At 64.4% G+C, this 14,255-nt stretch carries 10 protein-coding genes and 2 other RNA genes; 7 read left to right on the top strand and 5 right to left on the bottom strand.

Annotated features, from left to right (window positions below; genetic code table 11):
• The first annotated feature begins 235 nt into the window (after positions 1-235).
• The gene (locus ACZZ0O_RS21110; RefSeq protein WP_463591760.1) at positions 236-1,177 is read left to right on the top strand and encodes a proline iminopeptidase-family hydrolase; all 942 of its coding nucleotides are present in this window, start codon (positions 236-238) and stop codon (positions 1,175-1,177) included.
• Positions 1,178-2,081: 904 nt separating this feature from the next.
• The gene (locus ACZZ0O_RS21105) at positions 2,082-3,143 is read left to right on the top strand and encodes a pectate lyase family protein (protein WP_115528579.1); all 1,062 of its coding nucleotides are present in this window, start codon (positions 2,082-2,084) and stop codon (positions 3,141-3,143) included.
• A 236-nt stretch (positions 3,144-3,379) separates the two neighbouring features.
• Here ACZZ0O_RS21105 and ACZZ0O_RS21100 read toward each other — a convergent pair whose 3' ends face one another.
• Positions 3,380-3,637 carry a hypothetical protein gene (locus tag ACZZ0O_RS21100; protein WP_463591759.1) on the bottom strand — a complete coding sequence of 86 codons (258 nt, stop codon included), beginning with the start codon at positions 3,635-3,637 and terminating at the stop codon, positions 3,380-3,382.
• A gap of 42 nt (positions 3,638-3,679) precedes the next feature.
• Here ACZZ0O_RS21100 and ACZZ0O_RS21095 point away from each other — a divergent pair, with 42 nt between their 5' ends.
• From ACZZ0O_RS21095 to cydB, 5 genes are all read left to right on the top strand, one after another.
• Positions 3,680-5,059 carry an amino acid permease gene (locus ACZZ0O_RS21095; RefSeq protein ID WP_323521330.1) on the top strand — a complete coding sequence of 460 codons (1,380 nt, stop codon included), beginning with the start codon at positions 3,680-3,682 and terminating at the stop codon, positions 5,057-5,059.
• A gap of 412 nt (positions 5,060-5,471) precedes the next feature.
• Complete coding sequence (locus ACZZ0O_RS21090) at positions 5,472-6,701, top strand: membrane dipeptidase (RefSeq protein WP_463591758.1); 1,230 nt, start codon at positions 5,472-5,474, stop codon at positions 6,699-6,701.
• A 158-nt stretch (positions 6,702-6,859) separates the two neighbouring features.
• A non-coding RNA gene (locus ACZZ0O_RS21085) (sX9 sRNA) lies at positions 6,860-6,935 on the top strand.
• A 275-nt stretch (positions 6,936-7,210) separates the two neighbouring features.
• Positions 7,211-8,608 (top strand): cytochrome ubiquinol oxidase subunit I, encoded by a 1,398-nt coding sequence (locus tag ACZZ0O_RS21080; RefSeq protein WP_463591757.1) that lies wholly within the window; start codon positions 7,211-7,213, stop codon positions 8,606-8,608.
• On the top strand, positions 8,608-9,624 hold the full coding sequence (gene cydB / locus ACZZ0O_RS21075) for a cytochrome d ubiquinol oxidase subunit II (protein ID WP_115513515.1): 1,017 nt from the start codon (positions 8,608-8,610) through the stop codon (positions 9,622-9,624). Before ACZZ0O_RS21080 ends, cydB begins: the two co-directional genes overlap by 1 nt.
• A 166-nt stretch (positions 9,625-9,790) precedes the next feature.
• On the opposite strand, the gene ACZZ0O_RS21070 is transcribed toward cydB, so the two are convergent.
• The 4 genes from ACZZ0O_RS21070 to ptsP form a co-directional block, all read right to left on the bottom strand.
• On the bottom strand, positions 9,791-10,630 hold the full coding sequence (locus ACZZ0O_RS21070; protein ID WP_164497843.1) for a carboxylesterase family protein: 840 nt from the start codon (positions 10,628-10,630) through the stop codon (positions 9,791-9,793).
• Positions 10,631-10,727: 97 nt separating this feature from the next.
• The gene (gene mgtE, locus ACZZ0O_RS21065) at positions 10,728-12,089 is read right to left on the bottom strand and encodes a magnesium transporter (protein WP_055849537.1); all 1,362 of its coding nucleotides are present in this window, start codon (positions 12,087-12,089) and stop codon (positions 10,728-10,730) included.
• 270 nt (positions 12,090-12,359) lie between these two features.
• Positions 12,360-12,434, bottom strand: a non-coding RNA gene (locus tag ACZZ0O_RS21060) — sX9 sRNA.
• 77 nt (positions 12,435-12,511) lie between these two features.
• On the bottom strand, positions 12,512-14,242 hold the full coding sequence (gene ptsP, locus ACZZ0O_RS21055) for a phosphoenolpyruvate--protein phosphotransferase (protein WP_115554280.1): 1,731 nt from the start codon (positions 14,240-14,242) through the stop codon (positions 12,512-12,514).
• Between the last annotated feature and the right edge of the window lie 13 nt (positions 14,243-14,255).

Below are 14,255 nucleotides of genomic sequence, written 5' to 3'. Positions count from 1 at the left end.
CGCATCGCAGCAGTTGCAGCGGGGTGGTCGATAGTCGTCGGCCTTGAACATCGAATTTGCGATTGGTCTGCACAATCGTCGGTACTTCATAGGTGTTTGTCCGCAGCCTGTCTAACGCGCAGTCCACCAACGCGATGGCCTCGAAACCGCTGCAAACCTGTGAGATTTGCCAGTTAACGCGGGCGCAGCTGCCCGCTAGGCTCGGCGCTCATCATTAGCCGAGCAGGCGCAGGTCATGCAGTCCACCGAGGGGTATGTCCAATTCCGCGGCTATCGCACCTGGTACCGCATCAGCGGCGACCTGCGCAGCGATGCCTGCCCGTTGGTGGTGGTGCACGGTGGGCCCGGTTGCACGCACGACTATGTCGACAGCTTCAAGGACCTGGCCGGCAATGGCCGTGCGGTGATTCATTACGACCAGCTCGGTAATGGCCGCTCCACCCATCTGCCCAACGCGGATTCCGCGTTCTGGACGGTCGGGCTGTTTCTGGACGAGTTGCAGACGCTGATCGACCACTTGGGCCTCTCGCAATACGCCCTGCTGGGGCAGTCGTGGGGTGGGATGCTGGCCGCCGAACACGCGGTGCGCCGGCCCAGCGGGTTGCGTGCATTGGTGATCGCCAATTCGCCGGCGTCGATGGGCTTGTGGCGCGCGGCAGCGCTGCGTCTGCGCGCCGGCCTGCCCGAGCAGGTGCAGGCCGCGCTGGACGAACACGAAGCTGCCGGCACGCTGGATCACCCGGAATATCGGGCGGCCAGCCAGGTGTTCTACGCGCAGCATGTGTGCCGCATGGTGCCGTGGCCGGACGAGGTGGCGCGCACTTTCGCCGCCATCGATGCCGACCCGACCGTGTATCACGCCATGAATGGCCCAACCGAATTCCACGTGGTGGGCAGCCTGCGCAACTGGAGCATCATCGAGCGCCTGCACCGCATCATGGTGCCCACGCTGGTGCTGTCCGGCAAGTACGACGAGGCCACGCCGGAAACCGTCGAGCCTTACGCGCGTCTGATTCCGGATGCACGCTGGCATGTGTTCGCCAACTCCAGCCACATGCCGCACGTGGAAGAACGCGCTGCCTGCATGCGTCTGGTCGGCGACTTTCTTGATGACCACACACCGTGGCCGGGCGGCGAGCTTGCGCATGTGTCGGGATCGATCGCTCGCGCTGTGTAAAGGCGCGGTGCTCCTGGTGGGCAGCTTGTCTGCCTGTTGCGTCGCGGCGTAGCACTGGCGCTGTCGCGCGTCGACTATCGTGCAAAGCCGAGCATTGTTGCGCGAGCGTGTCGCAGTGGTGCCCTGCATTAGGCATGCGGACTGTGCGTGAAAACATCGTGCCAGCGCTCGACGAGACATCGACTGCGTGCGTCGGTGATATGCGGTCACCTTGATCGTTCACTGCGTTGCCTGCCGCGCAGTGGGCGCGGGAAGTGGGTTTCCGCGCCCACTGCGGCGTCATAGCGCTCGCAATCCACGCGCTGTCGGTCGCACGTACCGCATTTAACACTGTGGCTGCATCAGCCTGTCAACGCCAGGTGCATCGGCTGATCTGACACTGCGCGGCTTGCGCCGGCATCTCACCAGCACTCGCCGCAGCGTGACGTGCCTGCGGGACTGGTGCGCCATGTCATCGCTGCAACGTAGAGGCCACGCGGCAGCGTTGCATTCGCTTGATGGTCTATGACGTGCGCACATCGTCGATGTGCAGGTTGTGCTGCGTTGCGTGGCGCTGCATTGCAACAACCGATCGAAGCGACGCGCTGTCTCAGCGCAACCATGCAGTAATCAGCGCCGATGTAGCTGCGTCCGCGCGCATCGTACGCATCGCAAATACCTGCATCTAGTCGCCAATCGCGCGTGAAGTTGCATGCATAGCAGTGTCCTGTCCTGCGTGTCTCTTGCTGTCTCTTTTGCATGTCCTGCAAAGAGAACACCGTGGTGCGTCAAAGTTTCAAAGATGGATAATTGTTTTATGTTCTAAATCGCGCGAAGAATGCGGCCCCCACGCACTGCTTTGCCGACGTCGTTGCCATCGCGCAGACGTCGCGCATCGCCTATCGACTTCTTTGGGAGAGGCTGCATGATTAGCAAGATGCTCCAGGGCGCACTCGCGCTTGCACTGTCCACGTGTGCCGCAAGCGCCATCGCCGGCCCGGTTGGCTACGGCGCTGCCACCACTGGCGGCGGCAACAAGACACCGGTCAACGTGGCCACCTTCGAAGCGATGCAGGCTGCCATCGACAGTTATTCCGGCAGTGGTGGTCTGGTGCTCAACTACACCGGCAAGTTCGACTTCGGCACCATCAAGGATGTGTGCGCGCAGTGGAAGCTGCCGGCCAAGACCGTGCAGATCAAGAACAAGAGCGATGTCACCATCAAGGGCGCCAACGGTTCGGCGGCAAACTTCGGTGTGCGCGTGGTCGGCAACGCGCATAACGTGATCATCCAGAACATGACCATCGGCCTGCTGCAAGGCGGCGAAGATGCCGATTCGATTTCGCTGGAAGGCAATTCCACTGGCGAACCGTCCAAGATCTGGGTCGACCACAACACCGTGTTCGCCTCGTTGACCAAGTGCTCCGGCGCCGGCGATGCCTCGTTCGATGGCGGCATCGACATGAAGAAGGGCGTGCACCACGTCACCGTGTCCTACAACTACGTCTACAACTATCAGAAGGTCGCGCTCAACGGCTACAGCGACAGCGACACCAAGAATTCGGCCGCCCGCACCACCTATCACCACAATCGCTTCGAGAACGTTGAGTCGCGCGTGCCGTTGCAGCGTCGCGGGTTGAGCCATATCTACAACAACTACTTCAACAACGTCACCACCTCGGGCATCAACGTGCGCATGGGCGGCGTCGCCAAGATCGAGTCCAACTACTTCGAGAACATCAAGAACCCGGTGACCTCGCGCGACAGCAGCGAGATCGGCTATTGGGACCTGATCAATAACTACGTCGGCAGCGGCATCACCTGGGGCACGCCGGATGGCAGCAAGCCTTACGCCAATGCCACCAACTGGGTCAGCTCCAAGGTGTTCCCGGAATCGCTGGGCTACATCTACACCGTCACGCCGGCCGCGCAGGTTAAGGCCAAGGTGATCGCCACCGCAGGTGCAGGCAAGAATCTGGCCGAGTAAGCGTCGGCGCAGCGTTGCACCCACAGATCCCCGGCAATGCCGGGGATTTTTTTATGTGTCGCGATGTTGCCGGCCACGCCAGTTGCATGTGTCTGAGGTGGCCGCGCGCCGCAGCGACATGCCGTTGGTAGGAGGGAAGGGCGATGACGACGGCGCATCGCCACACGGCTGGTGTGGACGGTGCCGCAGACGCGTTATCGCGATACGAGATCACGGTGTGGACAGGCCGCCTTCGATCAGCGCGCACGCTCGGCAACGTCGCCACGTTGCAGCCTGTCTTCAGACCGATCCGCGCGTCGCCTCGCCTTGGCAATGCCAATGCCGCCGTCGGCCTTGCTCCTGCGGCCAGTGTGCACTGCAGCATGACGCGCGAGCGCGTCGCGCACCGGCATGGCCTTGGGCAATCGCTTCGGAGCGAGCGCGCGCTGTCGACGGCGCGGCCGCAGCTTCAGCCTGGCCTGGACGTCTTCGTCAAGAGGCGCGGCCGGCGCCACGACGCGGTATCGTGTCGCGTTACCACCTTCGCGATTCCGTCCATGTCGCTTCCGACCGATCCTGTTGCTGAGACCGCCGCGCCTGCGTTGCGCCATGCCTTGAAACCGCGGCAATTGATGATGATGGGCCTGGGCACGGCGATCGGCGCCGGGTTGTTCCTGGGCTCGGGCGTGGGCATCCATGCGGCCGGCCCGGCCGTGCTGGTGTCCTATCTGATTGCCGGCGCGCTGGTGATCATCGTGATGAACGCGCTCGGCGAGATGGCCGCGGCCAAGCCGGCCAGCGGCGCCTTCTCGGTGTACGCGGCCGATGCGATGGGGGCGACTGCCGGCGCAACGGTGGGCTGGCTATGGTGGCTGCAGATCGTGGTGGTGATCGCCGCCGAGGCGGTGGGCGCGGCGAGCCTGTTGGCCACCGTGTGGCCGGCATTGCCGGTGCCGCTGCTGGCATCGATCTTCATGGCCACCTTCACCGTGATCAACTTGCTGGGCGTGCGCAATTTCGGCGAGTTCGAATTCTGGTTCGCCATCCTCAAGGTGGTCGCCATCGTGATCTTCCTGTTACTCGGCTGCGCATTGCTGGCCGGCTTGTTGCCAGGTGTGGCGTCGCCGGGGCTGTCCAATTTCACCCAGCACGGCGGGTTCGCGCCCAAGGGCCTGGCCGGTGTGGGCACCGCGTTGCTGGTGGTGGTGTTTGCCTTCGGCGGCACCGAGATCGTGGCCGTGGCGGCAGCCGAAACCGCCGACCCCGGGCGCAGCCTGGCGCGCACCATCCGCACCGTGGCCTGGCGCATCCTGGTGTTCTACATTGGTTCGATCAGCGTCATCGTGGCGGTGGTGCCGTGGACCAGTGCCGCGCTGAGTTCGCCGTTCGCCGCCGTGCTGGAAGTGGCGCGGATTCCCGGCGCGGCCACCGGCATCACGCTGGTGGCGGTGGTGGCGCTGTTGTCGGCGCTCAACGCCAATCTCTACGGCGCCTCGCGCATGATCTTCTCGCTGGCCCAGCGCGGTGAGGCGCCGCGTTGGCTGGGCAACACCAGCCGCCAGCAAGTGCCGCTGGTGGCGGTGATCGCCAGCGTGCTGTTCGGTTTTGCTGCCGCCGTGCTGGAATTGTTGTATCCGGGCAAGGTGCTGCCGATGCTGCTCAATATCGTGGGCGCCACCTGCCTGCTGGTGTGGACCATCTCGCTGCTGTCGCAGTTGATCCTGCGTGCGCGTGCGGATCGTGCTGGTATCGCCTTGCCGTTCCGCATGCGCGGGTATCCGGTGTTGACGCTGCTGGCGTTGGCGATCCTGGCGGTGATCTTCGTGCTGCTGGCGTCCTCGGCGGACACCCGCGCGCAATTCCTGTCGATGGTGGGGCTCACTGCAGGCATTGCGTTGATCAGCGAGCTGGCACGCCGGGTACGCGCCGCGGCGTAATCGTGCCGGGTGCGTAGAGCCGACGCATCGGTTTGCATCGGCAAACTGTCGGCGCCTGCAGTTCAGCGACCTGCAGACGGGTATCGGCGGCAATGTCATGCCGCCGGCTCGATCCCGTCGCTGCACGCACTTGCGGCTGCCGACGGCAATGCCCTGACACGCGCGCATCCTGCGGTCAAATGACGCCAGGCAGAGGGTCGGCTACCCATCACCGCCAATGAGCACGCACGTCGCCTTGTGGATGCGCTCTCAAAAAAGCGCTGCGCCCGTGGACTTGCCGGAACGGTTCCATTAGGTTTTAGGCAGTCGAATCCAGCGCTTTCAGCGAGTTTTCCGGATGCCATCTTTTATAATCCAACGCTCATAGGGCGCTGTGAGTCGTGCGTTTTTCAGGGGTATTGCCGGAGCGTCCATGAGTGCCGTGTCATCCCAGGAGTCTGCAGGCCTGACTGTTGCGCAGACGTTGGAGGCCGTGCATGCGCTGGCCTATCCGGTCGACACGCATCTGGATTCGCTGTATCTGTCGCGGGTGGGCGGTTACGATTTCTGGAAAGGCGACTGGAAGGCGCATCGACGCTCGTTGATCCTCTGGCTGATGAACAAGACCTCGCCGAGAGGTCGCAATCAACCGCTGATGCACCATGTGAGTGGCCCCGATTTTCTTGCAGGCGGTTACGGCGGTGCCTGTTTCAGCGCCCACGCGCTCTGGGAAAACCTCGTTGCCGTGCCGTTCTTCGACCCCTGGAAAAACTGGGTGGATCATCGGCGCTATGTCGAGGCGATGGTGGAAGCGAGCCGGGGACGCTTACGGTTGGCACGCAGCGCCGCCGAGCTGCGTGCGATTCGGGCCGAAGGTCTGTGTTGCGCGATCCTGTCGTTGGAGGGGGCGCATATGCTCGGTCCACGCGGCAGTCGCAGCCAGGCGTTGCGGCTGGAGCGTCTGGGCACCGCTGCCAAGGAAGGGGCCGCCTACCTGACACTCAACCATTTCAGCCATACCGACATCTCGCAGGCCGGCTATGCCGCGCTCAATCCGTGGCGCATGATCGAGGGGGCAGGTCTGTCGGAATTCGGTCGGCAGGTCGTGGAGCGCTGCATCGCGGTCGGACTGCTGGTGGATCTTTCGCATACCTCGAGCCAGGGGGTGATCGACGCGTGCGAGATCTGCGTGCAGCGCAACTTGCCGGCCATGGCCTCGCACGCCGCATCGCGCAGCATTACCAGGGGCACCGAAACGCGGCCATCGCATCATCTCGAGCGCGGCTTCGACGATGCGGCGATCCGCGCCATCGTGCAAACCGGTGGCTGCATCAGCGTCATTCTGGCGCCGTACTTTCTGCAACATGCGTATCTGGCCGACGACACGCCGAATATGGATGCCGATCTGGCCTTCGTCATTGGCTACTACGAAGCCTTTGCCCGGCTGATCGCCGGCATGGGAATCGTCGAAGATCCGTGGAAGCATTTGAGTTTCGGTAGCGATTTCGATGGCGGCATCTCCAGCCTGCCGATCGGCATGCGCAGCGGCGCGGATCTGCCCCGGCTCACCCAGGCGATGCTCGATGCAGGCTGGCCCATCCAGCGCATCGTCGATGTCTATAGCGGCAATTTCGTGCGCATCTGGGAGCAGGTGCGGCCATAGCGGCCTGGGTGATGCGGCGGCGGCATGGGAGGCCAATGCGCTGTCAAGCGGCTCGGCGGTGCCGGTGCCGGTGCCGGCAGGGAGGCGGACGACTAAGAGCGGCTAACAAAACTTCCTGTGCTCATCGCCAGGCGGGCGCGGCCGGTGCTCGGTGCGGCATGTATCCCTCGTACGCTGCGGTTCCTCCGCGCCGTCCACACCCACCTGACGACTGCTCGCTACGTTTTGTTCGCCGCTGTAAGTGCACGGCGAGCGGTGCGACGTGCGCGCATCGTCTGAGCGGGTCGCACTGATCAGGGCCTTGCCGCATGCGCACCGGTGCGCCGTTTTTGCCTGGCAGCTGCGACACACTGCCGCAGATGCGACGCCATGTCGCATCGGGAACGGGCGCATCCGTCCATACCATGTTGGTGTCGCGTAGGCGTCGCGATCGACCACCGTAGTGTGTCTCGGCGATCGATTTGCAGCGTGTGCGCCGACGCTTCCCACCTTTTCCTGGAGCACTTTCCGTGGACGCTCTGCTGCTATCGCGTATCCAGTTCGGATTCGTCATCGCCTTCCACGTCTTGTTTCCTGCCTTCACCATCGGGCTTTCCAGCCTGCTGGCGTTTCTGGAATGGCGCTGGTTGCGCACCCGTCTGCCGGTCTGGCGCGAGCTGTATTTCTTCTGGCAAAAAATCTTTGCCGTGTCGTTCGGCATGGGTGTGGTCAGCGGCATCGTGATGGCCTTCCAGTTCGGTGCCAACTGGCCGGAACTGAGCCGCATTGCGGGCGGGGTGATCGGGCCGTTGCTGAGCTACGAAGTGCTCACCGCGTTCTTCCTCGAAGCCAGTTTTCTGGGTGTGATGATGTTCGGGTGGGGACGCATTTCCGAGCGCCTGCACTTCTTTGCCACCTGCATGGTGGCGCTGGGCACGCTGTTGTCCACATTCTGGATTCTCTCGTCCAACAGCTGGTTGCAGACGCCGGCCGGCTACGAGGTGATCGACGGCATCGTGCATCCGGTGGACTGGTTGAAGATCATCTTCAATCCCTCGTTTCCGTATCGGCTTGCGCACATGGCGCTGGGCTCGTTCATCACCACCTGTTTTGTGGTGGGCGCGGTGGGTGCGTGGTATCTGCATCGCGGCGTGCACCGCGAGGCCGCCCTGCGCATGCTCAAGCTGGCGGTGGTGTTCGCGTCCATCACCGTGCCGCTGCAGATCTTTGTCGGCGACATGCATGGCTTGAATACGCTCAAGCATCAGCCGATGAAGATCGCGGCGATGGAAGCGCACTGGCATGCCGAAGAACCAGGCAAGGGATTCCCGCTGGTGGTGTTCGCCCTGCCGAATGCGCAGGCCGAGCGTAACGACTACGAGCTGGCGATTCCGCGCCTGGGCAGCCTGATTCTGACCCACAGCCTGGACGGCAACATCGCGCCGCTGACCTCGGTGCCGGCGCACGACCGCCCGCCGGTGACGCCGGTGTTCTTCGCCTTTCGCATCATGGTGGGGATCGGCTCGTTGATGTTGCTGGTGGCCTGGGTGTCGGCATTCGCGTTGTGGCGCGGCAAGCTGGTGCAGTGGCGCTGGTTGCTGGCGACCTGGCGCTGGATGCTGCCGAGCGGCTTCATTGCGCTGATCTCCGGCTGGTTCGTGACTGAAATGGGTCGGCAGCCGTATGTGGTCTATGGGCTGCTGCGCACCGCCGATGCGGTGGGACCGCAATCGGCGCTGATGACTGCCATCTCGTTGGCGGTGTATGTGGCCGGCTATGCCTTCGTGTTCGGCTGGGGCATCTGGTACCTGGTCAAGATCGGCAAGACCGGGCCGACCCCGCACGATGCACCGCATCTGGACCATGGCGAACACACCCCCGCACGGCCTCTGTCGGCGGCCGATGCATCGATCGACGGAGCCGCATGATGGACATGACAACAGTGTTGCCGGTGGCATGGTTCGCGGTGATCGGCTTCGGGGTGCTGATGTACGTGGTGCTGGACGGCTTCGTGCTCGGCATCGGCATCCTGGCGCCGTTTCGCAAGGACGAAGCACAGCTGGACCTGATGATGAACACCGCCGCGCCCATCTGGGACGGCAACGAAACCTGGCTGGTGCTGGGCGGGGCAGGGCTGCTGGCGGCATTTCCGAAGGCCTACGCAGTGATTCTGTCGTCGTTGTATCTGCCGGTGTTGCTGATGGTGATGGCGTTGGTGTTCCGTGGTGTGGCGTTCGAGTTCCGGTTCAAGGCACAGCGTTCGCGGCGGCTATGGAGCAATGCGTTTGCCGCCGGCTCGATTCTGGCCACCTTCGCGCAGGGCGTGATCCTGGGCGCCCTGGTGCAAGGCTTGCCGATCGAGAACGATCGCTATGTCGGCGGGATCTGGGGCTGGTTCAGCCCGTTCGCGATGTTGACCGGCGCGGCATTGGTATTCGGTTATGCGCTGCTCGGCAGCACCTGGTTGATCCTCAAGACCGAAGGCCACGTGCAAGCGCTGGCGCGTCAGCTGAGCCGGCCACTGACCCTCAGCGTGCTGGTCTTCATCGGCCTGGTCAGCGCGTGGCTGCCGTCGTTGCAATCGCATGTGATGGATCGCTGGTTCAACGATGCGCATTACCTGTGGCTGATGCCGGTGCCGGTGCTGGTTGCCGTGGTGGGCTATGCGCTGTGGCGCGCGACCGAACCGGGGCGGCCGGACACACCGCCGTTCCTGCTGGCGATGGGCTTGTTCGTGCTTGGGTTTCTGGGCTTGGTGCTGGGCATGTGGCCGTATCTGGTGCCGCCGGTCTACACCATCTGGCAGGCCGCCGCGCCGCCGTCTTCGCAACTGTTCGCGATAGTGGGTCTGGTGATGTTGCTGCCGCTGATCCTGGGCTACACGGTGTGGTCGTACCGGGTGTTCCGCGGCAAGATCACCGCGGAAACCGGCTACCACCACTGATGGCGGCGGTCAGGTTTTCGGGTGCTGTGCCAGATTGAATCCACCGGCAAGTGCAGCGAGCTGTAGACCCGAGAACGCGCCGGCAGAATCACCGCCAGCCTTCGCCTTCACTGCAGCAGTCGCCGCGCGCCTGAGCGCGCGTCCTCTGCATCCAACTGCAACACGCTCAACGCAGGCGCTGTTTGAACATCCATTCCCACATCGCCGGGTCCGCGTAGGTCGCGTCCCAAACGTTGTGGTTGCCTTCGGGATATTCGCTGTAGCGCAGGTTGGCGCCCACGCCTTTTGCCGCGCGGTACAACGCGCGGTCGTCGTGCGGTGGCACGGAGGTGTCCTTGGCGCCATGGAACGTCCAGATCGGGACGTGCTTGAGCTGGGTGACCGCCGCCGTGTACGGGTCGGCTTCCTTGGCCACCAGGCTGACGTATAGCGTGTGGCGCTCGTCGCGTGGCGCCTTGAGTGCGCCGCAGACCGGCACGATCGCGGCGAATCGCTGCGGCTGCATCAGCCCGATTTCCCACGCCCCATAACCGCCCATCGAGATGCCGGTAAGGTAGGTGCGTTGCGGGTCGGCAGCGAACTCGGCGCTGGCCGCATCCAGCGCGGCGATCGCCATACGCGCATTGATGCCCAGCCATTCCTCGTCGTCGGGCACCTGCGGCAATACCACCAGTGCAGGAAATTCGGCGGTGTGTTCGCTCAGGTAAGGCCCGACGCCGACTTCGGCCTGATCGCGACCGTTGTCGCCGCGCTCGCCCGAGCCATGCAGAAACAACACGATCGGCCGTGGCTGCGGCGCCTTGGCGGCCGGCACGAACACCTGATAGCGGTATAGCCGGCCCTCCAGCTGCAGGGTGCGGGCGACGAAGTGGCCGCGCCGCCCGTCGTGCTGGCGCTCAGCCATGCTGGAGCAACCGGCGAGTACCAGCGCAAGAATTGCAAGTAAGACGCAACGAACGATCACGCAGCACTCCCCATCGATCACAGAGCTGCAGTATCGCCGCATGCAGCTGCGCTGGCACGTCGCGCTGCGGCGATCGGCATGGACGCGTCATGCGGTTCTTCACTCTTGGCTGCGCGCACACACGATCAGGCGCCCGCGCTCACGGCATCAGGATCAACGTGGCCAGGCCCAGGAAGCTCAAAAAGCCCATCACGTCGGTCAGTGTGGTCAGGATCACGCCGCCGGCCAGTGCCGGATCGAAGCCCAACCGTTTGAGCGTCACCGGCACAAGCACGCCACCGAAGGCAGCGGTAAGCATGTTCAAGGTCAGCGCGGTGCCGATCACCAGCGACAGCATCGGCTGACGGAACCAGGCCAGCACGATCAGGCCAAGCCCCACGCCCAGGAACAGGCCGTTGATCAGCGCGACCGTGAGTTCCTTCTTGAGCAGGGTCATCACGTTGGACGAGCCGATCTGCCCCAGCGCCAGGCCGCGCACCATCAGCGCCAGCACCTGGGTGCCGGCGTTGCCGCCCATGCCGGCCACGATCGGCATCAGTGCCGCAAGCGCCACCAGTTTTTCGATGGTGCCTTCGAAGCGGCTGACCACGCTGGAGGCCAGAAAAGCGGTGCATAGATTGATGCCCAGCCAGATCAGCCGGCGACGGAATGCACGCCGCGCCGGGCTGAACATGTCCTCGTCTTCGTCCAGGCCCGCCGCGCTCATGGCCTGGTGCTCGGCCTGCTCGCGGATGATGTCCACCACGTCATCGATGGTGATGCGACCGAGCAGGATGTTGTTGTCGTCCACCACCGGGGCGGAGATCCAGTCGTGATCGGAGAAGCGCCGCGCCACCTCGTCGGAGCCATCGCCCACATCGATCGCCGGTTGTTCGTCGTCGATCAAGCGGTTGACCGGCGTGCTGTCCTCATGCGTGACCAGCGCGGCCAGCGACACACGCCCCAGATACTGATGACGTCGGCTCACCACATACAGGTGATCGGTGTGATCGGGCAGCTCGCCGCGCAGGCGCAGATAGCGCAGCACCACATCGACATTGACGTCGGCGCGCACCGTCACCACGTCCGGGTTCATCAGGCGGCCGGCGGTGTCTTCCGGATACGACAGCACCTGCTCCAGCCGCTCGCGGTTCTCGCGGTCCATCGACTTGAGCACTTCGTCGATGACGGTGTCGGGCAGGTCTTCGACCAGATTGGCCAGATCGTCGATGTCCAGGTCTTCGACCGCGGCGACGATTTCATCGGTGTCCATGTCGGCCAGCAGGCTTTCGCGCACTTCGTCGCCGACATGCAGCAGCACTTCGCCATCGTCTTCCGGGTCGACCAGACCCCACACCACTTCGCGCTTGCCGGGCGGCAGAGATTCGAGCAGATTGCCGATCTCCGCCGGCGCCAGCGTGTTGACCAGCCGGCGCACCGGCCCCAAGCGTCCGCTATCCAGCGCGTCGGACAGCAATCGTAGCTGGCGCGCAGTCTTGTCGTGGCGGACGGCTTCGGCCATGCGCGGCTCCCCGGAAGAGTGGACGCGCCGTCAGTAGGAGACGCGGTGCTGGATCAGCACGGCATTATCGCTTGCGCATGGTGACGAAACATACAGCGGCGTGGCGATCCGCATGCAGATTGCCGAAGCAATGCGGCAAGCGCCCTGAAAGGGTGAGCGCATTGCGCCGGCGCTTGCCGCATCGGGCCAACGACGTGCGGCGTGCGCAAGTGGCTATGAAATGGCCGACTCTGCGTGTCGCGGTGCGCGCAGGGCAGAGGCGATCAGATCGCCTAACAACACGTAGCGAGCAGTCGTCCGCTGGGTGCGGGCTGCGCGGATGAACCGGATGTCCGTGTGGTACATGCCGCACCGAGTACCAGCTGCGCACGCATGGCGGTGAACACAGTCGTTTTGTTGGCTGCTCTCAGTCGCCCGTGGCGCTACCGCAACACGCCCTGCGCATTGCAGGCCAGCCACTTCTCGATGCCCTTGCGGTCGCGTGCGCGCAATAGTTTGTCGCCATGCACGCGCAGCTCGCCCAGGTGGATGTCGCGTACCGCGCGGCGCACTTCCAGCAAGGTGGCCGGGTGCAGGCTGAATTCGGTGAGCCCCAACGCCAACAACATCGGCACGAACCGCGGGTCGCCGGCAATCTCGCCGCACACCGCCACCGGCTTGCCGTACGCCCGCCCGGTGGCGATCACCTGCGCAATCAGTCGCAACACCGCCGGATGCAATGGCGAATACAACTCGCCCAGCGCCTCGTTGTTGCGATCCACCGCCAGCAGGTACTGCACCAGATCGTTGGTGCCGATCGACAGGAAATCGATGTCGTCGATAAAGCAATCCAGCGCCAGCGCCGCGGCAGGCACCTCGATCATCGCGCCGAGCGGAATGTACTCGGCAATCTCGTGGCCTTCATCGCGCAGCTGAGCGGTGAGCTTTTTCAGCTGCTTGCGCACCAACTGGATTTCTTCGCGGCCGCTGACCATCGGCACCAGAATGCGCACCGGGCCGTAGCCGGATGCGCGCAGGATCGCGCGCAACTGCGCCTGCGCCACCGCAGGGCGTGCCAGCGACAGGCGCACGCCACGCAGGCCCAGGGCCGGGTTGTCTTCGTCGCTCAAGGTCAGGCCGGTGCGGTCGGCCTTGTCGGCGCCCAGATCCAGCGTGCGAATGGTCACCGGGCGGCCGCTCATGCCCAGTACGGTGTCGCGATAGGTCTGGAACTGCTCGTCTTCGTCGGGCAGCTCGTTGCGCTGCAGGAACAGGAATTCGGTGCGGTACAGGCCCAGACCGCTGGCGCCCAGCGCATGTGCGCGCGCGACGTCTTCCAGCGACTCGGCATTGGCCAGCAGGGTGATATCGACGTTGTCGCGGGTGCGCGTGGGCTTGGAGCGCAGCCGGCCCAGTTCGCGCTGCTCCTTGGCCAGCGTGCGTAAACGCTCGCGGTAGTCGCGCAGATGGTCGGGCGTGGGGTCGACGATCACCTGGCCGGAGCCGGCATCGACGATCAGGACATCGCCATCGTCGATCCGCTGCACCGCATCGGCCACGCCGACCACCAGCGGCAGATGCAGGCTGCGCGCCAGGATCGCGCTATGCGACAGCGCGCTGCCGGCGGTGGTGACGATGCCGACCACACCTTGCGCCTGCAGCTGCGCCAGTTCGGACGGCGCCACGTTGTCGCAGACCAGGATCTCGCCGGCCACGCCCTTGAGGTCGGGCGCACGCTTATGCAAGAACGCATGGATGCGGCCGATCACGTGATCCAGGTCGTCCATGCGGCTCTTGAGATAGGCGTCTTCCATGCCATCGAACACTGCCGCCAGCCGGTCGCGCTGCACGCGCAGCGCGTAGTCGGCACTGTAGCGGTGGGTGCGGATCAGCTCATCCAGCCCCTGCAGCAATTCCGGGTCGTCCAGCAGCAGCGCATGCAGTTCGAGAAATTCGCCGACTTCGCGCGCCAGCGCGCCATGCAGGCGATCGCGCAGCTCCTGCATTTCGACGCGTGCTGCCTCGATGGCGGTGTGCAGGCGCTGCAACTGCGTTTCCACCTGGTTGGCGGGCACGCGTTGTTCGGCCACTTCCAGCGTGTGGCTCTGGCGTACGCGCGCGCGCCCGAGCGCATTGCCGCGCGAGGCGCCATGTCCGCGCAGGCGCAGACTCATGCGTGTGCCTGGC

This window comes from Xanthomonas sp. AC360 (assembly GCF_979258225.1).
This window is presented reverse-complemented; position numbering and strand designations above follow the sequence as displayed.